25 protein-coding genes are annotated in these 25,563 nt (G+C 41.8%); 20 read left to right on the top strand and 5 right to left on the bottom strand.

All coding sequences use genetic code 11. The features are described from left to right. Positions 1–14: 14 nt before the first annotated feature. The gene (locus tag MHB41_RS13245; RefSeq protein WP_034279604.1) at positions 15–818 is read right to left on the bottom strand and encodes an NAD kinase; all 804 of its coding nucleotides are present in this window, start codon (positions 816–818) and stop codon (positions 15–17) included. A gap of 445 nt (positions 819–1,263) precedes the next feature. On the opposite strand from MHB41_RS13245, the gene sppA reads away from it, so the two are divergent. The 14 genes from sppA (at position 1,264) to MHB41_RS13175 (ending at position 14,639) form a co-directional block, all read left to right on the top strand. Then, positions 1,264–2,265 carry a signal peptide peptidase SppA gene (sppA, locus tag MHB41_RS13240; RefSeq protein WP_024424813.1) on the top strand — a complete coding sequence of 334 codons (1,002 nt, stop codon included), beginning with the start codon at positions 1,264–1,266 and terminating at the stop codon, positions 2,263–2,265. A 14-nt stretch (positions 2,266–2,279) separates the two neighbouring features. After that, positions 2,280–2,804 (top strand): RDD family protein, encoded by a 525-nt coding sequence (locus MHB41_RS13235; RefSeq protein ID WP_024424812.1) that lies wholly within the window; start codon positions 2,280–2,282, stop codon positions 2,802–2,804. A gap of 97 nt (positions 2,805–2,901) precedes the next feature. Continuing rightward, positions 2,902–3,609, top strand: coding sequence for a DUF2953 domain-containing protein (locus MHB41_RS13230; RefSeq protein WP_041115010.1), 708 nt, complete (start codon positions 2,902–2,904; stop codon positions 3,607–3,609). Positions 3,610–3,623: 14 nt separating this feature from the next. Beyond that, on the top strand, positions 3,624–4,076 hold the full coding sequence (gene ytfJ / locus MHB41_RS13225) for a GerW family sporulation protein (RefSeq protein ID WP_007501733.1): 453 nt from the start codon (positions 3,624–3,626) through the stop codon (positions 4,074–4,076). A 112-nt stretch (positions 4,077–4,188) separates the two neighbouring features. Next, positions 4,189–4,689: a thiol peroxidase gene (gene tpx / locus MHB41_RS13220; protein ID WP_024424810.1), complete on the top strand. Its 501-nt coding sequence runs from the start codon at positions 4,189–4,191 to the stop codon at positions 4,687–4,689. Positions 4,690–4,777: 88 nt separating this feature from the next. Beyond that, positions 4,778–5,752: a class I SAM-dependent methyltransferase gene (locus MHB41_RS13215; protein WP_342474532.1), complete on the top strand. Its 975-nt coding sequence runs from the start codon at positions 4,778–4,780 to the stop codon at positions 5,750–5,752. A 229-nt stretch (positions 5,753–5,981) separates the two neighbouring features. After that, positions 5,982–7,166 carry an acetate kinase gene (locus MHB41_RS13210; protein WP_024424808.1) on the top strand — a complete coding sequence of 395 codons (1,185 nt, stop codon included), beginning with the start codon at positions 5,982–5,984 and terminating at the stop codon, positions 7,164–7,166. 105 nt (positions 7,167–7,271) lie between these two features. Beyond that, complete coding sequence (locus MHB41_RS13205; protein ID WP_024426150.1) at positions 7,272–7,787, top strand: MogA/MoaB family molybdenum cofactor biosynthesis protein; 516 nt, start codon at positions 7,272–7,274, stop codon at positions 7,785–7,787. A 172-nt stretch (positions 7,788–7,959) separates the two neighbouring features. Next, positions 7,960–9,171, top strand: a complete 1,212-nt coding sequence (locus tag MHB41_RS13200; protein WP_024424806.1) for an argininosuccinate synthase — start codon at positions 7,960–7,962, stop codon at positions 9,169–9,171. After that, on the top strand, positions 9,168–10,541 hold the full coding sequence (gene argH / locus MHB41_RS13195) for an argininosuccinate lyase (protein ID WP_041115012.1): 1,374 nt from the start codon (positions 9,168–9,170) through the stop codon (positions 10,539–10,541). The genes MHB41_RS13200 and argH overlap by 4 nt, the downstream gene beginning before the upstream one ends. A gap of 118 nt (positions 10,542–10,659) precedes the next feature. Continuing rightward, positions 10,660–11,565 (top strand): phosphotransferase, encoded by a 906-nt coding sequence (locus MHB41_RS13190; RefSeq protein WP_061109461.1) that lies wholly within the window; start codon positions 10,660–10,662, stop codon positions 11,563–11,565. A 96-nt stretch (positions 11,566–11,661) separates the two neighbouring features. Beyond that, positions 11,662–12,417 carry an SDR family oxidoreductase gene (locus MHB41_RS13185; RefSeq protein ID WP_034279624.1) on the top strand — a complete coding sequence of 252 codons (756 nt, stop codon included), beginning with the start codon at positions 11,662–11,664 and terminating at the stop codon, positions 12,415–12,417. A gap of 67 nt (positions 12,418–12,484) precedes the next feature. Continuing rightward, positions 12,485–13,168 carry a metal-dependent hydrolase gene (locus MHB41_RS13180; RefSeq protein ID WP_041115017.1) on the top strand — a complete coding sequence of 228 codons (684 nt, stop codon included), beginning with the start codon at positions 12,485–12,487 and terminating at the stop codon, positions 13,166–13,168. A gap of 148 nt (positions 13,169–13,316) precedes the next feature. Further along, a complete protein-coding gene (locus MHB41_RS13175) occupies positions 13,317–14,639 on the top strand; it encodes a CBS domain-containing protein (protein ID WP_034279630.1) in 1,323 nt (440 codons plus the stop codon). A gap of 37 nt (positions 14,640–14,676) precedes the next feature. Here MHB41_RS13175 and MHB41_RS13170 read toward each other — a convergent pair whose 3' ends face one another. Beyond that, positions 14,677–14,979 (bottom strand): YtpI family protein, encoded by a 303-nt coding sequence (locus MHB41_RS13170; protein WP_003216665.1) that lies wholly within the window; start codon positions 14,977–14,979, stop codon positions 14,677–14,679. Between the two features lie 147 nt (positions 14,980–15,126). Between MHB41_RS13170 and MHB41_RS13165 the strand changes: the two genes are divergently transcribed. Next, entirely contained in the window at positions 15,127–16,068 is a 942-nt protein-coding gene (locus tag MHB41_RS13165) for a bifunctional oligoribonuclease/PAP phosphatase NrnA (RefSeq protein WP_024424800.1), read from the top strand. Positions 16,069–16,120: 52 nt separating this feature from the next. Here MHB41_RS13165 and MHB41_RS13160 read toward each other — a convergent pair whose 3' ends face one another. From MHB41_RS13160 to MHB41_RS13150, 3 genes are all read right to left on the bottom strand, one after another. Next, the gene (locus tag MHB41_RS13160) at positions 16,121–16,306 is read right to left on the bottom strand and encodes a hypothetical protein (protein WP_003216400.1); all 186 of its coding nucleotides are present in this window, start codon (positions 16,304–16,306) and stop codon (positions 16,121–16,123) included. 108 nt (positions 16,307–16,414) lie between these two features. Next, positions 16,415–16,918, bottom strand: coding sequence for a sporulation membrane protein YtrI (gene ytrI, locus MHB41_RS13155; protein ID WP_003216226.1), 504 nt, complete (start codon positions 16,916–16,918; stop codon positions 16,415–16,417). After that, entirely contained in the window at positions 16,915–17,256 is a 342-nt protein-coding gene (locus tag MHB41_RS13150) for a YtrH family sporulation protein (RefSeq protein ID WP_024424798.1), read from the bottom strand. Before MHB41_RS13150 ends, ytrI begins: the two co-directional genes overlap by 4 nt. A gap of 137 nt (positions 17,257–17,393) precedes the next feature. Between MHB41_RS13150 and dnaE the strand changes: the two genes are divergently transcribed. The 5 genes from dnaE to pfkA all read left to right on the top strand — a co-directional run bounded on the left by dnaE (position 17,394) and on the right by pfkA (position 25,547). Continuing rightward, positions 17,394–20,729, top strand: a complete 3,336-nt coding sequence (dnaE, locus tag MHB41_RS13145) for a DNA polymerase III subunit alpha (RefSeq protein WP_340900049.1) — start codon at positions 17,394–17,396, stop codon at positions 20,727–20,729. 141 nt (positions 20,730–20,870) lie between these two features. After that, entirely contained in the window at positions 20,871–22,103 is a 1,233-nt protein-coding gene (locus MHB41_RS13140) for a malic enzyme-like NAD(P)-binding protein (RefSeq protein WP_025092260.1), read from the top strand. 304 nt (positions 22,104–22,407) lie between these two features. Continuing rightward, complete coding sequence (gene accD / locus MHB41_RS13135; RefSeq protein ID WP_034279640.1) at positions 22,408–23,283, top strand: acetyl-CoA carboxylase, carboxyltransferase subunit beta; 876 nt, start codon at positions 22,408–22,410, stop codon at positions 23,281–23,283. Further along, positions 23,268–24,245: an acetyl-CoA carboxylase carboxyl transferase subunit alpha gene (gene accA, locus MHB41_RS13130; protein ID WP_024424795.1), complete on the top strand. Its 978-nt coding sequence runs from the start codon at positions 23,268–23,270 to the stop codon at positions 24,243–24,245. Before accD ends, accA begins: the two co-directional genes overlap by 16 nt. Before the next feature lie 342 nt (positions 24,246–24,587). Then, positions 24,588–25,547 (top strand): 6-phosphofructokinase, encoded by a 960-nt coding sequence (gene pfkA, locus MHB41_RS13125; RefSeq protein ID WP_024424794.1) that lies wholly within the window; start codon positions 24,588–24,590, stop codon positions 25,545–25,547. Positions 25,548–25,563 lie beyond the last annotated feature (16 nt).

Raw genomic sequence — 25,563 nt, 5'->3', positions numbered from 1 at the left:
GTGCGGACAAATTCTCAAAGGAATCTGCGTTTTACTTTTTCCCAGTAAGAGTTGTCTTTTAATTTCACCGTTTTAATGACTTTTCCTGAAAGGCCAATGTCAATTTGTTTGACGTGTTTTGTGCCGAGTGCTTCGTTATCAAGCCCGATAATTGGATGATCGTTTCCATCCTGCACTACCTTCAGCGTCAGCTTGCGGTCACTGCTCAAGATGAAAGGAGCGCCTAATGTACGGTAAGAGTTGTTATTCAGCGATGCAAGTTCTGTGACCTGCATACAAGGAAGCATCGGATCAACCACGGCGCCGCTCACGGATTTATTGTAGGCCGTTGAGCCAGTCGGAGTGGAAATAATCATGCCGTCGCCTCTAAAAGTTTCAAAGTGGAAATCATCTATATACACATCGATCACAAATGTTTTAATAATGCTGGAGCGGATTGACAGTTCATTTAAGCAATGGAACTGGTTTGTGCTGTCAACGCTTACATCGATGATCGGATATTTTCTCACTTCAAGCTGTTCAGTATTCATGGCATCAATCATTTTATCAAAATGCTCTAACGAGAAATCGCAGTATAGGTGCGTATTCTCTGATTTTGATACCCCTACATACAAGCAGTCATCCCGGAATTTTGTTTTACGTACTGCTTGAAGAAATGTGCCATCCCCGCCAATAGAAGCAATAATGTGGGCATCCTCTGCACGCTTGACGACGTGAAAGCCTTGATCAGTAGCGAGCTTCTCGAGAGAAGAAATGTGTCCATCCAATTCATGATCTTTTTTGTAAAAGAAAAATACATTGCGACGATTGTCTGTCATTGACGTTCTCCCCTTTGCTGTCAAAAATAATTTTCAATGATAAAGGGCTTACATGAAAACCCTTGCTCACATTTTACACTTTTTTCATATGAAAGTAAAAATTTTAGAAAGAACCATCTGAAGATCGGATTGCTTTATGAGAAATGAGTCGATGTGAGTGATTTGAAATGGCTGAATCCTGAGCATAATTGAATAGCCGTTTTCTCATGAAAGAATGGTTTAGGTGTTTCGTTGCGGTGAAGATCTAGCCTATTAGGTGCAGGGAGAGGATAAAAAAGCCAATTTTTCGTCATGCGCATGTCTAAGTAGACGATGTAAAGTTGATCGTTATTTAAGAGAGGTGCTATCATATGCCTACATGAAATGTAAAAAAACCACAATTCCTGTGAAACATTTCGTGTGGGCATTCGTATGAATGAAGTGAGATAAAAAGGAGGAGAAAAAGATGAATGCGAAAAGATGGGTAGCACTAATTATTGCACTTGGTGTTTTCGGATTTTCAATTGTGATTAGTGTCACGATGGCCTTGTTCGATAGCTTCAATGACAATAAAATGAGTTATCAATTCGGGGATGAAATAGAAGAGAAGGTACTAGAGAATGGCAGCGGTGCAGGCAAGATTGCTGTTCTTGAGATTAATGGAACCATTCAAGATAATGGCGGCGCATCGAGCCTATTAGGCGGAGAAGGTTATGATCATCGTGCATTCCTCAAAGAACTAGATAAAGCGAAAGAGGATGCTTCTGTAAAAGGTGTACTTCTGCGCGTAAACTCTCCTGGCGGCGGTGTCTATGAAAGTGCTGAAATACATAAAAAATTAGAAGAAGTGAAAAAAGCGAAGAAGCCGATTTACGTATCTATGGGATCCATGGCAGCTTCAGGCGGCTACTACGTGTCAACTCCAGCGAAGAAAATCTTTGCTTCACCTGAAACATTAACAGGATCGTTAGGTGTCATCATGCAAAGCTTGAATTATTCAAAGCTCGCAGATAATCTGGGTATTAAATATGAAACGATTAAGAGCGGGAAATTCAAAGATATCATGTCTCCAAACCGTGATATGACAAAAGATGAGCGCAACATCATGCAAAGCATGGTCGACAACTCTTATGAAGGATTTGTCAAAGTGATCTCTGAAGGACGCGGCATGTCAAAACAGGAAGTCAAGAAAATTGCTGACGGCCGGGTATATGACGGGACACAGGCAAAATCGAACGGATTAGTCGATGAGCTTGGGTATTATGAAGATGCATTAAAAGCGATGAAGAAAAATGAAAAAGGCTTAAAAGGAGCAACAGTGGTCAGCTATTCTCAAAGCTTTGGCTGGAACTCTCTTTTCAACATGAGTGCAAGCAAGCTCTTTAAAAGCGAAATTGATTTTCTGAATTTAAAAGAAACACTGGCTGGCTCAAATGGGTCTAAACCGATGTATCTCTATTCAAAATAAAGGAGGGATCATAGATGGATTCTACATTCGATGAAGTAAGCGAAAGCCGCAGCCAAGAGGAAGAATCGAAGCCGGCCTTTGTGAAGCGCGCTTCAATTGAAGCACAGGCGTTTGCAGGTTTTTGGATTAGATTTTGGGCATTTATTCTTGATTGGCTCGTCGTCTGGGGTGTAAACCATTTGACGGTTTCTCCAATCTTTAGTCTGTTTGGCTGGTCCAAAGGAGGGGGATGGTTTTCTCCATTTTCCGTCACAACGACGATTGTATTCCTCCTTTATTTCGCCATCATGACGAAAATCTTTCAACAAACACTTGGCAAGATGGTGTTTGGGATTAAAGTGGTCTCACTTCAGCCTGAGAAGAAGCTGGCATGGGATGTTATTTTCTTTAGAGAGATTGTGGGACGCTACATTAATACGATCTTTATTCTCTATGCTATCGTTGGGTTCTCACCGAAAAAGCAAGGGGTTCATGATTACTTTGCCGATACGGTGGTCGTCCATGAACATTTATATGAAAAAACAGAATCAAACGTATAATCAGAGGGAGTTTGGCCGTAACGGTCAAACTCTTTTTTGTTGATTGGGTATAAAATCCAGAATGAGAGCCATAATCGTAGGGGAAGCATCATTTGTTATGGAGGAAGTGAGCACAGTGCTTTACGTTTGGATCGCAGCGTTTTTGTTTCTTGTGATCTTGTTAATTTTCATGAAAGTAACCATTTCGCTGGACTATTCGCATACAAACGACAATGACCACATTGCACTGAAGGTCATCACCTTATATGGATTGGTCAGACTCAAAAAAGAGATTCCGATGGTGAGGATCAATCCAGAAGACCAAACGATTGATATTCGTGAGAAGAAAATGAAGAGCGCCAAAACGCCTGATCACGAAAAAGAATCGATGCATAAAAAAGTAGGAAAACGTGATATGAAGCAGATCCTTCATCAAATGGAGCGCATCACAAAAGAGATTGTCGATTTAAACCGGATCATGCGCAAGTTCTTCATCCACGTAAAGATTGTCTCGTTTCACTGGTCGACATGGATCGGCTTTCAAGACGCCGCTTTAACAGGTGTAGCAGCCGGCGGTGTGTGGTCAGTTAAAGGAGCACTGCTTGCCTTTATGCAGGAGCATCTCACCTTTAAGCATAAACCGATATATGAAGTCATTCCGGCCTTTCAGCACAATGTGTCACAGACTCAGTTTGCATGTATAGCTTATTTCCGTATTGGACATGCTATGCTTGCAGCCATTCGTTTACTTGTCCATTGGTTAAAAGGAAGAAAGGCGAGAAAAAGTGCCTCTCTTCAAGCAACGAAGAATGAATCATCTGTTTAAGGAGGAACCCGAAAATGGCAGATCATCCAATCCAAGGTCTCATGAAGACAGCGATGGAAAACTTAAAAGAAATGATAGATGTGAATACAATCATCGGCGATCCAGTCGAAACCCCTGACGGCAGTGTCATTCTCACTGTGTCAAAGGTTGGTTTTGGATTTGCAGCCGGCGGCAGTGAATTTAACGGGAACCAAAAGAAAGAAAAGCGTTCTGATGAACAGGAACGAAAAGAGCCGAGACTCCCATTTGGCGGCGGAAGCGGCGGCGGGGTGTCGATTACACCAATCGCCTTCTTAATTGTAGGAACAAACGGAGTTCGAATGCTTCATTTGGATGAACACACCCATCTGCTCGATAAAATATTGGATTCTGCTCCTCAAGCAATTGAACGTCTTCAGCACATGTTTAAGAAGGATGAGCGGGAGCACCGTCACAAAGAACGAAAACTAGATGACATAGACCTTTAAAAAGTTAGCTGCGCTGCAGTTAACTTTTTTTGCAAAATGGACGATTAGGCTTTGCAGTTTTTTGCTTTCTCTACTATGATAGAACCATACATTTGAAAAGGGAGGAATTGTTTTGGCATCGATCACATTTAAAGGAAGTCCTGTCACGCTTGTAGGAAATGAAGTAAAAGTAGGCGAGCAGGCTCCTGATTTTACGGTATTAACGAACTCACTTGGAGAAGTTTCACTTTCTGATTTAGCAGGAAAAGTGACGATCATCTCAGTGATTCCTTCTATTGATACAGGTGTGTGTGACGCACAAACAAGACGTTTCAATGAAGAGGCAGCGGGTTTAGGTCCTGTCAATATTTATACGATTAGTGCAGACCTTCCATTTGCACAAGCACGCTGGTGCGGAGCAAACGGAATTGAAAATGTCGAAACATTATCTGATCACAGAGATATGTCATTTGGTGAAGCATTCGGAGTGTATATGAAAGAATTGCGTTTATTGGCGCGCGCAGTCTTCGTATTAGACCCTAACGGAAAAGTGGTTTACACTGAATACGTAAGTGAAGCAACGAATCACCCAAATTATGAAAAAGCCATTGAAGCTGCAAAATCACTGTTATAAAAGCAGCATCGACAAGAGCTCCGGCTTCATCCTGGGGCTCTTTTCAATGAGAACATATAGCTTTTAACAAAGCGAGGAGAGAAAAGCATTGCAGAAAGATCAAGTAAGTACGATTTTTGAACTGCTCGATACAGCTTCTATTCGATTAAAAAAGGAACAGAGCATTTCTTATATTGAAGCATTGGCAGAAGCAGGAGAAGCCTTTTTCCAAGCAAATGATCGAAACGGTTTATTAAAGGATTTAATAGAGAAAGCAGATTTTGCTTCTTATGATCATGAGCAGATTCGTAAAGCGTTTCAGCTCGCCGTATTGAAAGGTCAAAAGGATATTTCTCATCCAAATCGCCAGATGACACCAGATACGATTGGACTGTTTGTCAGCTATTTGGTGAACAAATTTTTAGATGGTCAAAAAGAGCTTGTAGTCTTTGATCCAGCAGCGGGAACAGGAAACTTACTTCTTGCAGTTTTAAATAATCTCACTGCAGAAACAAAACGCGGCTTTGCATCTGAAATTGATGATGTGCTCATTAAAATTGCTTGGGCGCAGGCGAATTTAGAGGAGAAAGAAGTTGAGCTTTTCCACCAGGACAGTCTTGAGCCGCTTCTGATCTCACCGGCAGATGTCACTGTATGCAGTCTCCCAGTGGGCTATTATCCAGATGATGAGCGTGCAGCAGACTTTGAATTAAAGGCAAAAGAAGGACATGCCTTTGCCCATTATTTATTCATTGAACAAAGCCTGCGATACACAAAAGAAGGCGGCTTCTTATTCTTCATCATTCCAAATGATTTGTTTGAAGGAAAAGAGAGCGTACAATTAAAGGATTTCATCAAAGATCATGCGTATATGAATGCGTTAATTCAACTGCCAGTGTCCATGTTTAAGGATAAAAAACACGCCAAAAGCTTATTTGTGATGCAAAAGAAAAAAGAAGGGCTGGAAGCACCAAAACGAATGCTGTTTGCCAATCTTCCATCTTTCTCACAGAAGGAAGCAATGGTCGGTGTGATGAGAAAACTAGACCAGTGGTTTATAGAAGAAAAAGAAACGAAAGAATAGCCAGAGTGATTTCTGGCTATTTTACTATTCAGAAAATAACGACTTATTGATGTAAGCGATAACAGTTTGAAGGTGCACTTGAAATGCAAAGTTTTCAATGTTTAAATGAAAAAGTCAGATATTTTTCGGACTTATCGTTAAACTATAAAAGACCCGTCAAACAGGTTGAATATAGCACCGGAAAAAACGTGAAACCTTATATAACAACTGAGTAAAAGGAGCGACAGTAATGTCCAAAATTATTGCAATTAACGCAGGAAGCTCATCTCTTAAATTCCAATTGTTCGACATGCCAGAAGAAACCGTTTTAACAAAAGGGCTTGTTGAAAGAATCGGAATGGACAACAGTATCTTCACGATCTCTGTAGATGGAGAAAAGAAAACAGAAGTGACAGATATTCCAGATCACGCAGTAGCGGTCAAAATGCTGCTTGAAAAACTAACTGAATTTCACATCATCAAAGACTTTAATGAAATTGATGGCGTAGGACACCGCGTTGTTCACGGCGGAGAGAAATTCAGCGATTCTGTTCTTTTAACTGATGAAGTGATCAATGACATTGATCAGCTTTCAGAGCTTGCACCACTTCACAACCCTGCAAACGTTGTAGGAATCAAAGCATTCAAACAAATTCTGCCTGACGTACCAGCGGTTGCTGTGTTCGATACAGCATTCCACCAAACTATGCCAGAGCAGTCTTACCTATACAGCCTTCCGTACGACTACTACAAAAACTTTGGTATTCGTAAATACGGATTCCACGGGACAAGCCACAAGTTCGTTACAGAGCGTGCAGCAGAGCTATTAGGCCGTCCACTAGAAGAGCTTCGTCTGATTTCTTGCCACCTTGGAAATGGTGCGAGTATCGCAGCAGTTGAAGGCGGAAAATCAATCGATACATCTATGGGCTTTACACCACTTGCTGGTGTTGCAATGGGTACACGTTCTGGTAACATTGACCCTGCCCTTATTCCATTTATTATGGAAAAAACAGGACATACTGCTGAAGAAGTGCTTTCTACTTTGAATAAGAAGAGTGGTCTTTTAGGTGTGTCTGGTCTGTCAAGTGACCTTCGTGATATCGAAGAAGCAACAGAAGAAGGAAACGACCGTGCAGAAGTTGCTCTTGATATTTTTGCGAGCCGTATTCATAAATACATCGGTTCTTATGCAGCTAGAATGAATGGCGTAGATGCGATCATCTTCACAGCTGGAATCGGTGAAAACAGTTCAGAAGTTAGAGCACGTGTACTTCGTGGTCTAGAATTCATGGGCGTTTACTGGGATCCATCCCTAAACAACATGAGAGGCGAAGAAGCATTCATCAGCTACCCGCACTCACCTGTAAAAGTAATCGTCATCCCAACAAACGAAGAAGTAATGATTGCAAGAGACGTTATGCGTTTAGCGTAATCAAGTTTGAGAAGCTCTTTTCCAATAAGGAAAAGAGCTTTTTTCTGTTAAAAGCAGCATGCTATAATGTTGTCCAATATGAAGCAAAAGGGAGCGGTGCGAAAGATGAGCGTGACAGAACATAAACGTGAGGCGAAAGAAAGGCTTTATGTGAAAGTCATTACGGTCAGTGATACAAGAACGAAAGATACAGATAAAAGCGGCCGTCTGATGATTGATTTGCTCAAAGAACAGGGACATCTTGTTCTTGCATACGATATTGTAAAAGATGATATAGGATCGATTCAAGACGCTGTGCTGGAGGGAACAAGCGAACCGAAAATAGATGCCGTCTTGTTAAATGGCGGCACAGGAATTGCTGCAAGGGATGTGACCATTGAAGCAATCACCCCTCTTTTTTCCAAGGAACTGCCTGGCTTTGGCGAAATCTTCCGCATGCTCAGTTATACAGAAGACATAGGTTCAGCTGCTATTTTATCCAGGGCAACGGCAGGGGTCGTCAATCAAAAGGCTGTCTTTGCCACGCCGGGATCTACCGGAGCCGTTCGTTTAGCCATGACCAAACTCGTGATTCCAGAGCTTCCTCATGTCTTACGAGAGCTTGAAAAGGATCAAAAATAGCCCAAAATGACTCTGCCAAGAAAATTTGGCAGAGTTTTTTTCATAAAGGGGTTGAAAAAACAATTTTTCCTTGTTACAGTGTATACATACTAAATGCATGTTTATAAATTAAAACTTATTTTTATGCAAAAACATTCACAGAATCAAAACAAGCGAGAGGAGCTTTTCAATCATGTCACAAAATAAAAAAGTCGTATTAGCATATTCCGGAGGTCTTGATACCTCTGTTGCAGTTAAATGGTTACAAGAGCAAGGATACGAAGTCGTTGCTTGCTGCTTGGACGTAGGTGAAGGAAAAGATTTAGCATTCGTTCAACAAAAAGCACTTCAAGTCGGAGCTGTTCAATCATACATGATTGACGCAAAAGAAGAATTTGCTGAAGAGTTTGCGCTCACTGCATTACAAGCACACACAATGTATGAAGGAAAATATCCACTAGTATCTGCACTATCCCGCCCGCTTATTGCAAAAAAATTAGTGGAAGTGGCAGAAAAAGAAAATGCAGTAGCAGTTGCTCATGGATGTACTGGAAAAGGGAACGACCAAGTTCGTTTCGAAGTATCCATTAAAGCATTGAATCCAGACCTAGAAGTTCTTGCACCAGTGCGTGAATGGAAATGGTCTCGTGATGAAGAAATCGATTATGCACAAAAACACGGTATTCCAATTCCGATTAACTTAGACAGCCCATATTCAATCGACCAAAACCTTTGGGGCAGAAGTAACGAATGTGGCATTTTAGAAGATCCTTGGGCTGCGCCGCCAGAGGGTGCATACGATCTGACAAATCCACTTGAAAAAACGCCTGACACACCTGAAATCATTGAGATCACGTTTGAAAAAGGAAAACCGACTGCGATTGATGGTATCCAATATTCATTATCTGATCTCATCCTTCATTTAAATGAAGTCGCTGGTCAGCATGGTGTAGGCAGAATCGATCACGTTGAAAACCGTCTTGTTGGCATCAAATCCCGTGAAGTGTACGAGTGCCCAGGTGCTGTCACACTTCTTAAAGCACATAAAGAGCTTGAAGACTTAACGCTTGTCAAGGAAGTGGCACACTTTAAACCAATCGTTGAACAAAAAATGGCTGAATTAATATACAACGGCTTATGGTTCTCACCGCTTAAAGAAGCACTAGATGCATTCTTACAAGAAACACAGCAGAACGTAACGGGTGTTGTACGTGTGAAACTATTTAAAGGTCATGCCATTGTAGAAGGACGTAAATCACCATATTCACTTTATGATGAAAATCTAGCAACTTATACAAAAGCAGACGAATTCGATCATGATGCAGCTGTAGGATTTATTAACCTTTGGGGCTTACCGACAAAAGTAAACAGCATCGTGAATAAAAAGGAGCAGGTTAAAGCATGAAAAAGCTTTGGGGAGGCCGATTTCAAAAAACACCAGAAAAATGGGTCGATGAGTTTGGCGCGTCCATTCATTTCGACAAACAATTAGTCAAAGAAGATTTGACCGGCTCCCTTGCTCATGCAAGTATGCTGAATAAATGCGGTATCCTCGGCGATGAGGAGGCCGCTGCCATCAAAGACGGACTAAATACGCTCATGAAAAAGGCAGAGGCGGATGAACTGGAATTCTCAGTCGATTATGAAGACATTCATTTAAACCTTGAAAAAATGCTCATTGATGAGATTGGTCCGCTTGGCGGCAAATTGCACACAGCGAGAAGCCGGAATGATCAGGTTGCAACCGATATGCACTTATATTTGAATAACCAAGTCGAGCATATTATTGAGCTGATCTCTTCCTTTCAAACGGTGCTTGTAGAAAAGGCAGAACAGCACGTTGAAACAATTTTTCCAGGATATACGCACCTGCAGCGTGCACAGCCTATTTCGTTTGCCCATCATATGCTCGCCTATTTTTGGATGCTTGAGCGTGACAAAGCGCGCTTTCAAGATTCATTGAAGCGAATTAACGTGTCTCCACTTGGATGCGGAGCGTTAGCAGGAACGACATTCCCGATTGATCGTGAATATACAGCAGAGCAGCTTGGCTTTGACCACATTTACGAAAACAGCCTCGATGGTGTGAGTGACCGGGACTTCATTTTAGAGTTTTTATCTAATAGCAGCCTTGTGATGATGCATCTCTCACGTTTTTGTGAGGAAATCATTTTATGGTGCTCGCAAGAATTCAAATTCATTGAACTCGATGACACGTATGCAACAGGCAGCAGCATGATGCCGCAGAAGAAAAACCCGGATATGGCTGAATTAATCCGCGGGAAAACAGGCCGCGTGTATGGCAATCTGATGGGGCTTCTCACGATTATGAAAGGCTTGCCGCTTACGTATAACAAAGACCTGCAAGAAGATAAAGAAGGCATGTTTGATACAGTGAAAACCATCGCTGGCAGCCTGCAAATTTTCACAGGCATGATTCAAACGATGACAGTGAACGAAGATGTCATGAAAAAGGCAACAAAAGAAGATTTCTCAAACGCGACAGAAGTGGCAGACTACCTTGCGAAAAAAGGCATGCCATTCCGTGAAGCACACGAAATCGTTGGCAAGCTTGTGTATACATGTATTCAAAAAGGCATCTATCTAAGTGATCTTTCTTTTGAAACATTTACAGAAGCAAGTGAGCTTTTTGAACAAGACATTTACACAGTTCTTGATCCATATGTTGCTGTTGAAAAAAGAACAAGTGCAGGCGGAACTGGATTCAAACAAATTCAGCTCGCTTTAGAAAAAGCAAAAGCCTGCCTGGCATAACTTATCAAAACCATTCATTTATACGGATGGTTTTTTTGTCATGGAAAAAGGAGATTGATGATCATTGGAGAAATGAAAGCATACCTGCGTCAAGCAGAAGAGGGAGTGACAGCAGATCATGAAGAAAACGCTTGAGGCTTTGTTTCATCAACCAATCGTATCAGTGAAAACGTTAGGAGAACAATATGACGGACGGGTTAATGATGTGTGGCTGATCTCCTTACAAGATAAAACGGAATATGTAGTCAAATCTCCTAAAACTGCAAGAGAAGAAAGTGAATTTGTATTTGGGATCAAGATGATCTATGGAGTAGATGACCGTACTGTACAAGAGCATATCGATCAAATCAATCAAAAGCTGTCTCATATGAATTCCTTTCATATTCCAGAAGTTGTTCGTAAAGTGAAGAAGGCAGGGAGACATTTTTATGTAATGGAAAAAGTAGAAGGAACACCTTGTACATCTTTTGAGGGACGTTCATCAGACTTTTATAAGGATTATGGGAGGAAACTAGCACAACTTCATTCATATCGTACTGACTTTTTTGGTGCAGTCTACGGAGCTGAAAAGAAGCATTTGAGAGAATTCCATGCTGTGTTAAAAAAGGCTGTATCCAAACTCATAGACCGCTATTACGCTGATCAGCCTGAATTTCACTGTTATGCAGAAATTGTGCTGCAAAAGATCGAAAAGCTAAGGACGCCTGATTCAGCCAGTCTTATTTTAATTGATTTAGATCCGTCTCAATATATTGAAAATGATGATCAAGTGATGAGTTTAGTTGATACAGAATATGTCGTATATGGACCAGCTGCGTTTGATTTTATTGCATTGGAATACCTTTTGACGAAAGAAGCTGCCCGCAATGTTCAATTGGGTTATGAAGAGATTTGCCCGCTTCCTCGTGATCCTCATGAGGTGAGAGAGTGCTATCGTTTTGTTTCGCTGCTTCTCGATATCCATGGCTCATGGGATTTGAAAAAGTGGATGAATCACCCTATACTGTTTGACTCATATCGATAAAGGGTTCATAAGTGCGCCAGATGCCGGTTTATAGTAAAGTAAAAGATAAGATAAGAAACACGTGAACTTGCAACCTTTGCTTTAGGAGGAGATTGTGTGCGACACGCATTAATAACAGCGGGTTCTAAAGGACTTGGCCGGAAAGTCACCGAGTCTTTACTGAATATGGGGTATTCTGTGACAGTGAATTATCGAAGTGATGATGAAGCTGTCCGGCAGATGAAAGAAGAATTACAGCAGTACGAAGATAAGCTTCAATTTGTCCAAGGTGATGTGACAAAAAAAGAAGATTTAAAAAACATGGTAGAGCTGGCAGCAGAGCGATTTGGGCGGATTGATGCCCTGATTAACAATGCTGGCCCTTATATTTTTGAACGAAAAAAACTGGCGGATTATTCTGAGGATGAATGGTATCAAATGATGGAAGGCAACCTATCAGCAGTATTCCATTTGTTCCGAATGGTCATCCCAATGATGAGAAAACAAGGCTTTGGCCGCATTATCACTTATGGCTTCCAAGGTGCAGACCATGCGCCAGGCTGGATGCACAGATCAGCCTTTGGAGCGGCAAAAGTGGGCCTTGCGTCATTGACGAAAACCATTGCGATTGAAGAAGCCGAAAACGGTATCACGGCCAATATGGTGTGTCCAGGCAAAATCGTTGGAGACATGAAAGAATCGACAATAGAGGAAGCCCGTCAAATCAAAGACGATGAAACGCCGATAGGCAGGTCTGGCACTGGAGAGGATATAGGACGTATCATCTCATTTCTATGCGATGACCGTTCAGATCTTATTACAGGGACCGTCATTGAAGCAACAGGTGGTCTTAACGTGATTCACAGGCATTAAGTTTTTCAGCTTTTTATAGAGGGAATAAATGATATGAGATCAAAAATTGAAAGGTGGATATACTCACATGAAAGCTACATATCATGGACATTCAGTTGTACACATTGAAACAAACGGATACCATATTTGGATTGATCCATTTTTAAATGGAAATAAGCACACAGAGATCAAACCGCAAGATGTGAAAGCGGATGTCATTTTACTGACACATGGACATGGAGATCACATCGGCGACACCATTGAAATGGCTAAAAACAATGATGCACTTGTTGTCGCGCCTTTCGAACTTGCCACGTATTTAAGCTGGCAAGGGGTGAAAACGCACCCGCTTTCTATTGGAGGCGGCCGTGAGTTTGAATTTGGTAAAGTGAAGCTCACGCAAGCGTTCCATGGTTCAGCTGTCATTGATGAAGAGGCACAGACAATTACGTATACAGGGATGCCATCAGGTATTTTATTCACGGCAGAGGGCAAAACCATTTATCATGCTGGAGACACTGCTCTCTTTTCAGATATGAAGCTGATCGGTGAACTGAATCATATTGAACTCGCATTCCTTCCAATTGGTGATAACTTCACGATGGGACCGGAAGATGCAAGAATCGCAGCAGAATGGCTGCGGGCAAAACAGGTCGTTCCGATCCACTACAGCACATTCCCGCCAATTGAACAGGATCCGCATGCATTTGCAGACAGCCTGCATGGCGGCGTCGGGCATGTGTTAAACAGCGGGGAATCAATCGAGATTTAATCCTCATATGAATAAAGCTGGCACACAAATGCCGGCTTTTTTTATTTGCCTTCATCTGCTGAAAGAAAAGACAAATTGCTATTAAAAGCCTCCTGCCCTTATAATGAAACATAGATGAAAACGCTGAAAACAAAAAGGGTGAACGGGATTGGCGACAAAGCATGAGCAAATTTTATCGTATATTGATTCATTAGATGTCGGGGAGAAAATCTCTGTCCGGCGCATAGCGAAAGAAATGAAAGTGAGTGAAGGCACCGCTTACCGGGCCATCAAAGATGCTGAAAATAAAGGATTCGTCAGTACCATTGAACGAGTCGGCACCATTCGAATTGAACAAAAGAAAAAAGAAAATATTGAAAAACTGACATATGCAGAAGTGGTCAATGTCATTGATGGACAGGTCCTTGGAGGACGCGCCGGATTACATAAAACGTTAAACAAATTTGTCATTGGAGCGATGGAGCTGGACGCAATGATGCGCTATACGGCAGCTGGCAACCTGCTCATCGTCGGAAACCGTATCAATGCCCACAGACAGGCATTAGAGGCAGGGGCGGCTGTGCTGGTCACAGGCGGATTCTCAACAGATGATGAAATCATTCAGCTCGCAGATGAGCTGGAGCTGCCGATTTTATCGACAAGCTACGATACATTTACCGTAGCGGCCCTCATTAACAGAGCCATTTATGACCAATTAATTAAAAAAGAAATTGTGCTTGTAGAAGATATTTTAACGCCGATTGAACGCACCGTGTATTTATCACCAGAGGATAAGCTTGAAAAATGGTATGAAAAGAATTATGAAACTGGCCACGGCCGTTTCCCGGTCGCAGATGATCAAATGAAGATTCACGGAATCCTCACCTCAAAGGATATTGCGGGGCATGACCGCTCCACACCGATTGAAAAAGTGATGACGAAAAATCCGCTGACGGTCATTGGCAAAACATCTGTCGCCTCAGCTGCACAAATGATGGTGTGGGAAGGCATTGAGGTGCTGCCAGTTGTGGATGATCATGCGAAGTTGATCGGTATGATCAGCCGTCAGGATGTGCTCAAGGCGCTCCAAATGATCCAAAAGCAGCCGCAGGTCGGAGAAAAGCTGGATGATGTTGTCTCAAGAGGGTTTAAAGAAACCGATACAGAAAAACCAAAAGCGGATGCGGTTTATCAATACGAGGTTACCCCGCAAATGACGAACCAGCTTGGAAACATTTCATATGGGGTGTTCACACAAATTTTAATCGAATCTGCCAACCGCTTCTTAAAATCTCATAAAAAGGGCGAACTGATCGTCGAGAGTCTCTCTGTCTATTTCTTAAAACCGGTCCAAATGGAATCCACAATCCAGATTAAGCCGAATATTTTAGAAGTAGGACGCAAGTTTGGAAAGCTGGAAGTCGAGGTTTATCACCAATCGAATATCGTAGGCAAAGCGATGCTGATGGTGCAGCTGATGGAGAGGGGATAATGATAAAAAGGGCGAACTTATGTCGCCCCTTTCCTTATTACGCGTGATCTTTTTCGCCTTCCTTTAAGAAGAGCGGAAGGTAATGCTTGTAGGCTTTATACCCAGCCCACGTACTGCCGATACCGACGGCAACAAAAATAAATCCGATGACAAATGCGAGTGACGAGCGGTTTAAAAATAATTGATTCACACCGAAGAGCAGGACAAAGCAGCCAAGTGCCATACTGGATTTCGCCGACCAGAATTTTTTCTCGACTGGCCGGTTCGTACGGACATTTTTTGCTTTGTAGTATAAATAAAACATGGCAGAACAAATAATAAACACAATCAAAACAAGCATGTGCCAAGCCTCCATTGTAAGTGGTTACAACCCTATTTTAAACGTAAATAGGCTTGCTTACTAGAATAAATTGTCTATTCCTCACTTTTCCGTCACGATAGATTATGATTTAATAATAAAAAGAGTATCGCATGAGAAGGAGTTTTTATGAAAAAAGAACTGATTAGAACCATATCATTATATGACACCATCATCATCCATAGACATGTAAGACCAGATCCTGATGCGTATGGATCGCAGTGCGGCCTTACGGAAATCTTGCGTGCCACCTATCCAGAAAAAAATATTTATGCGACAGGAACGCCTGAGCCATCCCTTTCATTTTTATATGAACTCGATGAGGTACCAGACGACGTGTATAAAGGGGCCCTTGTCATTGTCTGTGATACGGCCAATCAAGCAAGAATCGATGATCAGCGCTATTTAATGGGCGATAAGCTGATGAAAATCGACCATCATCCAAATGAAGATCCTTATGGTGATTTGCTTTGGGTGGATACAGAGGCAAGCTCTGTGAGCGAGATGATTTATGAATTGTACTTAGAGGGGAAAGAAGAAGGATATCAGCTGAATACAAAGGCGGCTGAATTGATCTATGCCGGCATTGTAGGAGACACAGGCCGCTTCCTTTTCCCAAACACAACGAAAAAGACACTCAAATATGCAGGTGAACTCATCGAATATCCATTTTCATCTTCAGATCTTTTCAATCAATTGTATGAGACAGATTTGAATGTCGTGAAATTAAATGGTTATATTTTTCAACATATTTCTTTGTCAGAGAACGGGGTTGCATCTGTTTTCATTAAGCGTGAAATTTTGGAATCGTTCCAAACAACAGCGCAGCAAGCCTCACAGCTTGTTGGGACACTAGGAAATATTGCAGGCATTAAGGCATGGGTCTTTTTTGTGGAAGAAAACGATCAGATTCGTGTTAGATTCCGCTCTAAAGGAGTCGTCATTAACACCATTGCGAAAAAATATCATGGCGGCGGCCACCCGCTTGCAGCCGGTGCGTCCATTTATGATTGGGCAGTAGCAGATGAGATTTTGCGTGATTTAGAGGAAGTATGTAAATCATCATCATAAGAGAGGAGGGATACTTAAGTCCCTTCTCTCTTTTTTGTCATGGAGAAAAGGGTTACTTGCATACAGGGATAAACCAGCAGCCGATGTCTGTTGAATCTTCATAGGCTTGGAGATTTTGATGCTTTAATTCTTTTTTAATTAAATGAGCCATCATTTCTGTCTCAGCATAGGCGCACATGCCGTCTTTGATCCGGCTTGCTTTGTCTCGTGCCATTTGACGATAGCTGTAAACCTCCATTGTCCTCACCTCTTTCTATTTAAGATCTCGTTCTACTTTTAGTGTATAAAAATGAAGCGTGAAAAGCGATCATTGAGGGCAGAAATTCATAAAAATTCCACAACCTCCTTATTCAGCAAATGAAATACGTACTTCAAGTGAAAGCTTCGTATAAATTGTCAGCTCTGTCACTTTCGCGCGATATGCCTTTTCCCGAATGGTATATTCTTTATTTTCCACTGTCCGTTTTAGTAATTCCTTTGTTTTATAGACACTTTCAATATCCTTTGTAATGACTTCTGAGATATCCTCCTTGACCTGATCTTCAAACTTTAGCGTATCTGGCTCTGGGATTTTATACTGCTCACGATTCACGAGATGAACATCTACGCTTTGAATCAGCAGCCGCTTCTTATTATCCTCATTTAACTTATGCAAATCTTCCCGATAGAGTGTGATTTGTTCTTTCAAACTGTCCATATGATGCTGCTGGCTTCTCAGCAGTGTCACTTGCTTTTCCTGAAAGGTTCCGTATGTAAAGAGAAAAATGAGCCAGCTTACAATCGCACCAAACATCATTCCTGCAAAAAAACGCTGCCAGCCTGGGCGTTTATACAGCTCCGGAACCCTCATGATGACACATGCTCCTGGGTGAGCCACGTAATAATGAGATACCCCGTTTGTGCACCGCCCATGGCAGAGATAATTAATAAAATCTGCTTGAAAATATCACGCGTGTTTCCTTCGAAAATGCCTCGTTCAAAGCTATAAACAGCATCGAATGTTCCGCCGATAGCGGCGACAAGCGCCCAAATCTTTAAACGGTTGGCAAGACTAGTAATAATGGATAAAGGCGGCTGACCAGATAAATACGCACCAACACCGCCTATGATAGCACCACCCAAAATGACCCCAAGGGCGATAAAATAACAGCTGATAAAATTCGGAATAAAAGCTTCCTTCACATCCATTTTGTCCACCTCACTCTATTCAATATATGGCGTGTGCTGGACAAGTATGAACGGACAGAAAAGAAAGAACATTTGTTTCTCATCGCATCGCGTTTTATAATGAAAGAATGACTTTAGACGAAAGGAGTGGATTAAGCATGTCTTATGTTCATCTTCAGGTCCACAGTGGATACAGCTTGTTAAGCAGTGCAGCTAAAGTAAAGGAGCTTGTGCTGAAAGCAAAAGAACTTGGCTGCAAGGCGCTTGCTCTTACCGATGACCATGTGATGTATGGCACGGTTGAATTTTATAAGGAATGTAAAAAACATGGCATCAAGCCGGTTATCGGTTTAACAGCTTCTGTCTTCATAGATGAACAAGAGACAGAGGCTTATCCCTTGGTACTCCTTGCAAAAAACAATGAAGGCTATCAAAACCTGATCAAAATCAGCAGTGTGCTGAAATCAAAATCAAAAGCCGGATTGAAAGAGAAATGGCTCAAAAGCTATCACCGCGGGCTCATTGCCATCACACCAGGCGCATCTGGGTATATTGAAACGCTTTTGCAGCATGATCAGTTAGAAGAAGCGCGTGAAACCGCCAAACAATTGAAGCATATATTCGGCGAGGGACATGTGTATATCGCACTTCAGCCATTTCAGCAGGACGAATCGCTCGCCGGCAAACTGCGGGACGTCTCACAAAGTACGGACATTCCTCTTGTTGCGACGGGTGATGTTCACTATATCAATCGAGAAGACAAAATGGCTTATACGTGCTTAAAGGCGATTAAAGCAGGTAAGCAGCTTTCAGAGATAGAGGAAGACCGAGGAGAAAAGCATTTCAAATCCTTTGATGAAATGTTGGAATGGTATAGAGATGATCGAGAGCTGCTGACAAGAACGGTGGAGATTGCAGACCGCTGTGAAGTCGATTTAAATCTTGGGCAGACAAAACTTCCATCCTATCCAACTCCTGATCAATCAACAGCAGATCAGTTTTTACGCAGAGTGTGCGCAGAAGGGATGAAGCAAAGAAAGATTGCTTCAAATGACATGTATGTCAAAAGGCTTGAATATGAGCTGAGCATTATCCAAAAAATGAATTTCAGTGATTATTTTCTCATTGTGTGGGATTTTATGAAGTATGCGCATGACAAAGGGATTGTCACAGGCCCTGGACGGGGATCAGCAGCGGGTTCACTTGTTGCGTATGTTCTGTTTATTACGGATGTCGATCCGATCCGTCACGGTCTTTTATTTGAGCGTTTCTTAAATCCAGAGCGGATCAGTATGCCAGATATTGATATTGATTTCCCCGATACGAGAAGAGATGAAATCATTTCTTATGTAAAAGACAAATACGGAGACATGCATGTGGCGCAAATTGTCACGTTTGGAACACTTGCAGCAAAAGCTGCTTTAAGGGATGTTGGACGTGTGATGGGAATTGATTCAAAAGCAGCGGACCGTCTTGCCAAGCTGATTCCATCAAAGCCAGGAACGACGCTGAAAGAAGCGGTGACTGCATCTTCTGAATTAAAAACGATGCTTCAGCAATCCGAAGAGCTTCGAAAGGTCTTCCAAACTGCTTTAAAAGTAGAAGGCTTGCCAAGACACACCTCGACACATGCAGCTGGCGTTGTGCTGAGCGAAGAGCCGCTGACAGAGGTCGTTCCGATTCAAGACGGCCATGAAGGTGTGTATTTAACGCAGTACGCCATGAATTATTTAGAAGACCTTGGACTTTTAAAGATGGATTTCTTAGGGCTCAGAAACTTAACATTAATTGAATCCATTAAAAACCAGATTGAAAGACAGGAAAACGTCCACATTAACTTTAGTGACATTTCATACGAGGATCAGAAAACGTTTGAATTGTTATCCGCCGGAGATACAACTGGAATATTCCAGCTTGAATCACAGGGAATGCGGCAGGTGCTGAGACGCTTGAAGCCGTCTAGTTTAGAAGATATCGTGGCGGTCAATGCCCTCTATCGTCCAGGTCCAATGGAAAATATCCCGCTTTTTATCGACCGAAAGCATGGCAGAGTCAAGGTCTCCTATCCTCATCCTGATTTGTATGACATATTAAAGGATACATATGGGGTCATCGTCTATCAGGAGCAAATCATGCTGATTGCAGCGAAGATGGCTGGTTTTCAGCTGGGCGAGGCAGATCTATTAAGAAGAGCTGTTTCGAAGAAGGATAAAAAGGTTCTTGATGAAGAGCGAAGCCATTTTGTTGAAGGATGCCTAAAAAAGGAGTATCCTGTTAACATTGCAAATGACGTTTATGACTTAATCGTCAAATTTGCAAACTATGGTTTTAATAGAAGCCATGCTGTTGCATATAGCATGATTGGCTTTCAGCTTGCTTATTTAAAAGCGCATTATCCGTTATATTTTATGTGCGGTCTTTTAACGAGTGTAATTGGAAATGAAGACAAAGTTGCTCAATATTTCTATGAGGCGAAGGAAAAAGGGATATCTGTGTTGAAGCCTTCTATTAATAAGAGTGAGTTTCCATTTACGGTTGAAAAAGGGGAGATCCGCTACAGCTTAAGAGCGATCAAAAATGTCGGAGTGTCAGCTGTAAAGGATATATACAGAGCAAGACAGGAAAAGCCGTTTGAAGATTTATTTGATTTTTGCGCAAGAGTATCACCAAAGAGTGTCAACCGAAAAACGATTGAAGCGCTCATTTTTTCAGGGGCGATGGATGAATTTTATCCCAATCGTGCTTCGTTATTAGCATCGATAGATATTGCGTTAGACCACGTGTCATTTTTAAATCCAGAGGATCAGCTGGACTTTCTTGGGGATACAACCTTCTCCATTAAGCCAAAATATGCGGAGATAGAAGAAATGCCGCTTGTTGACCTCCTGCAATTTGAAAAAGAGGCACTCGGGTTATATTTATCAAATCATCCAGTACAAGCGTACCGAGACCGCTTAAGAGAGAATAGTGCAGTGGAAATCATCAGGCTTTCTTCCTATATAAAGCGTAAAATCTCAATGGGTGGTCTTTTGACAAAAGTGAAATCGATTCGGACAAAAAATGGACAATCGATGGCATTTGTTACATTTGGGGATGAAACGGGAGAAATGGAAGGCGTCGTCTTTCCAGAGCAATTTAGAAAGCTGTCCCCCTTACTTGAGGAGGGCACCATGCTTTATGTTGAAGGCAGAGTAGAGGTCAGAAATGACAGCAGTCAAATCATCGTGCAAGAAGCTGCTTTGCTGGAAGAGATGGACGCAAAAAGAAAAGAGTCTGTCTACATTCGGGTCAAAGAAGAGAATCATACGCAGGAGCTGCTAGAGCAAGTAAAACGAGTCCTCTCGATGCACAGCGGAGAAGCAGATGTCTATTTGTATTATGAGAAGCAAAAAAAGACGATGAGACTTCCAGATGCATACAAAGTTCATGCAAATCATGCTGTGATTTTCCAGTTAAAAGAGCTGCTCGGTGAACAAAACGTTGTGATTAAATGATGACAAATCGCCTGAATATGTTTTACAAATTCACCTATTGTGTTATCATTTTAAAGATTCTGTGTATTTAAAACTGCCAGTATGTGCTTATCAACTTAGCAAATCATTAAATCATTTTCCACTTGAAGGAGTGTTCATCACATGTCATTAAGAGAAGAAGCATTACATATGCACAAAGAGAATCAAGGCAAACTCGAATCAAAATCAAAAGTACAAGTGAAAAATGCGAAAGACTTGAGCTTGGCTTATTCACCTGGTGTTGCAGAACCATGTAAAGATATTTATGACGACACAAGCAAAGTGTATGATTATACAATGAAAGGCAATATGGTCGCTGTTGTCACAGACGGAAGCGCTGTTTTAGGGCTTGGAAATATTGGCGCAGAAGCATCTCTTCCAGTAATGGAAGGGAAAGCTGTATTATTCAAAAGTTTTGCAGGCGTAGATGCTTTCCCAATCGCGCTTGCAACGAACGATGTTGACAAAATCGTTGAAACAGTGAAGCTTCTTGAGCCGACTTTTGGCGGTGTGAACCTTGAAGATATTGCAGCACCTAACTGCTTTATCATCGAAGAGCGCTTGAAAAAAGAGACAAACATTCCAGTTTTCCACGATGATCAGCACGGAACAGCCATTGTGACAGTAGCAGGACTTGTGAATGCACTGAAGCTATCTGGAAAATCCATGTCTTCAATCAAAGTAGTGGCAAACGGCGCCGGGGCAGCAGGAATTGCGATTATCAAGCTTCTTTATCATTTCGGTGTACGTGATATCATTATGTGTGATACGAAAGGTGCTATTTACGAAGGCCGCCCGAACGGTATGAATGCAGTGAAAAACGAAGTAGCTAAATTCACGAACCAAGACCGCAAAGAAGGTTCATTAGAAGAAGTCATTGAAGGTGCAGACGTCTTTATCGGGGTTTCAGTAGCAGGCGCTTTAACAAAAGAAATGGTTGGAAAAATGGCAAAAGATCCTGTCATATTTGCTATGGCTAATCCAAATCCAGAGATCATGCCAGAAGATGCACATGCAGCAGGTGCAAGTGTTGTAGGAACTGGCCGTTCTGACTTCCCGAACCAAGTGAACAACGTACTGGCATTCCCAGGAATTTTCCGCGGAGCATTAGATGTACGTGCAACTCACATTAACGAAGAAATGAAAATCGCAGCTGTTGAAGCAATTGCGTCTCTTGTCTCAGATGAAGAATTGTCAGCTGAATATGTCATCCCTGCACCATTTGATGCACGCGTAGCACCAGCGGTAGCAAAAGCGGTGGCAAAAGCAGCAATGGAAACTGGTGTTGCAAGAATCAAGGTCGACCCAGAAGCTGTCGCTGAAAAAACAAGAAAATTAACGATTATCGGCGAATAATCAACTGGAAAAGTGTGCACGTTCTTTCTGAAATTGGAGGAAAAGCGTGCACCATTTCCTCTCTTATGCGAAAAATTTTTCATCCGGAATGAGATTTTTTTGTAGACGTTCACAATTCAAACATATCAACTGCTCAGCGCCCCAAACACATACTCATTTCTCATCAATTCCCCACTGAAAAAATTGAATGAAGGATGACAGCGTTTGACAAAAAAAGTACAATAGTTTCGGTACAGTTATGACATGTCCTATAATAGTGGATGTGCGTGTAAAGAAAAAACCCTTCAAAAAGGGAGGTAGTCATTTGTCAATCAAGAATATTTTCAGTAAAAAGAAAAAATATGCATCTGTACCCTCTGAACAGGCAAGTCAAGATGTGCCTGAAGGCATCATGACCAAATGTCCGCAATGTAAAAAAATAATGCTCACCAAAGAACTAGATAAAAATTTACGTGTTTGTATGAATTGCGGCAGACATTTGCAAATGAATGCAAAACAGCGTATTGAAAGCCTTGTAGATGAAGGCACATTTGAAGAATTTAACGGGCACCTCATTTCAGCAAACCCGCTCGGTTTCCCAGGCTACGAAGAAAAGCTTGAGAAAGACAGAGAAAAGACATCTTTGAATGAAGCCATTGTCACAGGTAAAGGTGAAATTGAAGGCCAAAGTGCTGTGATTGCTGTCATGGATGCCACGTTCCGTATGGGCAGCATGGGATCCGTTGTTGGTGAAAAGATCACGCTGGCGATCGAGAAAGCAAAAGCGGACAAGGTGCCATTTATTATCTTTACTGCATCTGGCGGAGCGAGAATGCAAGAGGGAATTCTTAGTCTCATGCAGATGGCAAAAACAAGTTCAGCATTAAAACTGTTCAGCGAGGATCAAGGTTTGATTATCTCTGTGATGACGAACCCAACAACTGGCGGTGTATCAGCTAGTTTTGCGTCTCTCGGTGATTACAATTTTGCAGAACCTGGTGCTTTAATTGGTTTTGCAGGACGAAGAATCATTGAACAAACGATTCGTGAAGACCTGCCAGAGGACTTCCAGACGGCTGAGTTTTTAATGAAGCATGGACAGCTTGATGCTGTCATCCATCGTGCAGAAATGAAAGAAACACTAGGCCGAATCTTAGCACTACACAGCACAGGAGGTGAACGAGAGTGGCTGGAGAACTAGAATTTGAAAAACCTGTCATTGAACTTCGAGCGAAAATTGATGAACTGAAAAAGTTCACACAAAACTCAGAAATGGATTTAAGTGCAGAAATTGAGCGCCTTGAAACACGTCTGAGCAAGCTTGAAGCAGACATTTATACAAATTTAAAGCCGTGGGACAGAGTGCAGATTGCTCGGCATGCGATGCGCCCAACAACTCTCGATTACATTCAAGAGCTGTTTGACAACTTTTTCGAATGTCACGGTGACCGTTTTTATGGTGATGATGAAGCGATCGTTGGAGGAATTGCCACGTTTAAAGGGCTTCCTGTCACTGTTATTGGCCATCAGCGCGGTAAAGATACAAAAGAAAACTTGCGCCGTAATTTCGGAATGCCTCATCCAGAAGGCTATCGTAAAGCGCTGCGCTTGATGAAACAAGCAGATAAATTTAATCGCCCGATCATTTGCTTTATTGATACAAAAGGAGCTTATCCTGGTAAAGCAGCTGAAGAGCGCGGACAAAGTGAAGCAATTGCGAAAAACCTATTCGAAATGGCAGGACTTCGTGTACCAGTTGTCTGTATTGTCATTGGAGAAGGCGGAAGCGGCGGCGCACTAGGCTTAGGCGTAGGAAACCACCTATTCATGCTAGAAAACTCAACGTATTCAGTGATTTCACCTGAAGGTGCAGCAGCGCTGCTCTGGAAGGACTCATCACTTGCGAAAAAAGCTGCAGAATCAATGAAAATTACCGCTCCAGACCTAAAAGAATTAGATATTATAGATGATGTTATTAAAGAAGTGCAAGGTGGAGCACATCGAGACGTGAAACAACAAGCAGCTTACATGGAAAAAACATTAAAACAGTCACTGACATCTTTGCTCAAACTAACACCTGAAGAACTAGTCGAACAAAGATATGAAAAATATAAAGCAATCGGGAAAGTATCGATTGAAAATCAATATATTGGGGTAAACTAAATAAACGTACAGCCATTTTGGCTGGCGTTTATTTTTTTTCATCTTTTTTCATGAAAACCGACTTCATGTAAGCGCTATTTGAAAATAATTTTCTTTTGTTTTCATAAAATTTGAAACGTCTGAAAACCTTGATATGATAAGGTTTATAGCACCTCCCTTCACAGATTTCAGAGAGATTTGCTTTCATGACGTTCTTAACTTTTGTTTAAAAACGGTTTATTTAATTGTATAATAAGTACGGTTTTAGAAATTCGTATTGAAAACATCCAAATTTGCTCATGATTGTTTTCAAGCAGTGGAAATGGTATGTTTAATTCATATATGGTCTCTGAGGTGAAAAAGATGAAGCGTATAGGAGTTTTAACAAGCGGTGGGGATTCCCCAGGAATGAATGCAGCTGTGCGCGCAGTTGTAAGGAAAGCAATTTACCATAATGTTGAAGTTTACGGTATTTATAATGGATACTCAGGTCTAATTAACGGTAAAATTGAGAAACTCGAAATAGGTTCAGTAGGCGATATCATTCATCGTGGAGGAACAAAACTTTACACGGCAAGATGTCCTGAATTCAAGACAGTTGAAGGTCGTGAAAAGGGGATTGAAAACTTAAAAAAATTCGGTATTGAAGGACTTGTAGTCATTGGTGGAGACGGGTCATTTATGGGAGCGAAGAAATTAACAGAGCTCGGTTTTCCATGTGTAGGTGTCCCTGGCACGATTGACAACGATATTCCAGGTACTGATTTCACTATTGGCTTTGATACAGCACTGAATACTGTCATTGATGCCATTGATAAAATTCGTGATACAGCCACATCTCATGAACGTACATACGTAGTGGAAGTAATGGGAAGACATGCTGGTGATATTGCTCTTTGGTCAGGTCTTGCGGGCGGAGCCGAATCTATTTTGATTCCTGAAGCAGACTATGACATGGACGAAATTATTGCTAGGTTAAGAAGAGGTCACGAACGCGGCAAGAAGCATAGTATCATCATCGTTGCAGAAGGCGTAGGCAGCGGTGTTGAATTTGGTAAGCGGATTGAAGAGGAGACAAGCCTTGAAACACGTGTATCTGTCTTAGGACATATTCAGCGCGGAGGTTCTCCGAGTGCGTTTGACCGAGTGCTGGCAAGCCGTTTAGGAGCATATGCAGTCGAGCTTCTTCTTGAAGGACAAGGCGGACGCTGTGTAGGCATTCAAAGCAATGAACTCGTTCATCACGATATTTTAGAAATCTTAGATAAAAAACATACAGTCGATAAAAATATGTACCGACTTTCACAAGAGCTCTCTATATAAAACGAGAAGACCTTAG

Source organism: Bacillus sp. FSL H7-0578 (genome assembly GCF_038630855.1).
Lineage (GTDB): Bacteria > Bacillota > Bacilli > Bacillales > Bacillaceae > Bacillus > Bacillus safensis.
Note: the sequence above shows the minus strand (reverse complement) of the source record. Positions and strands in the feature narration are given on the sequence as shown.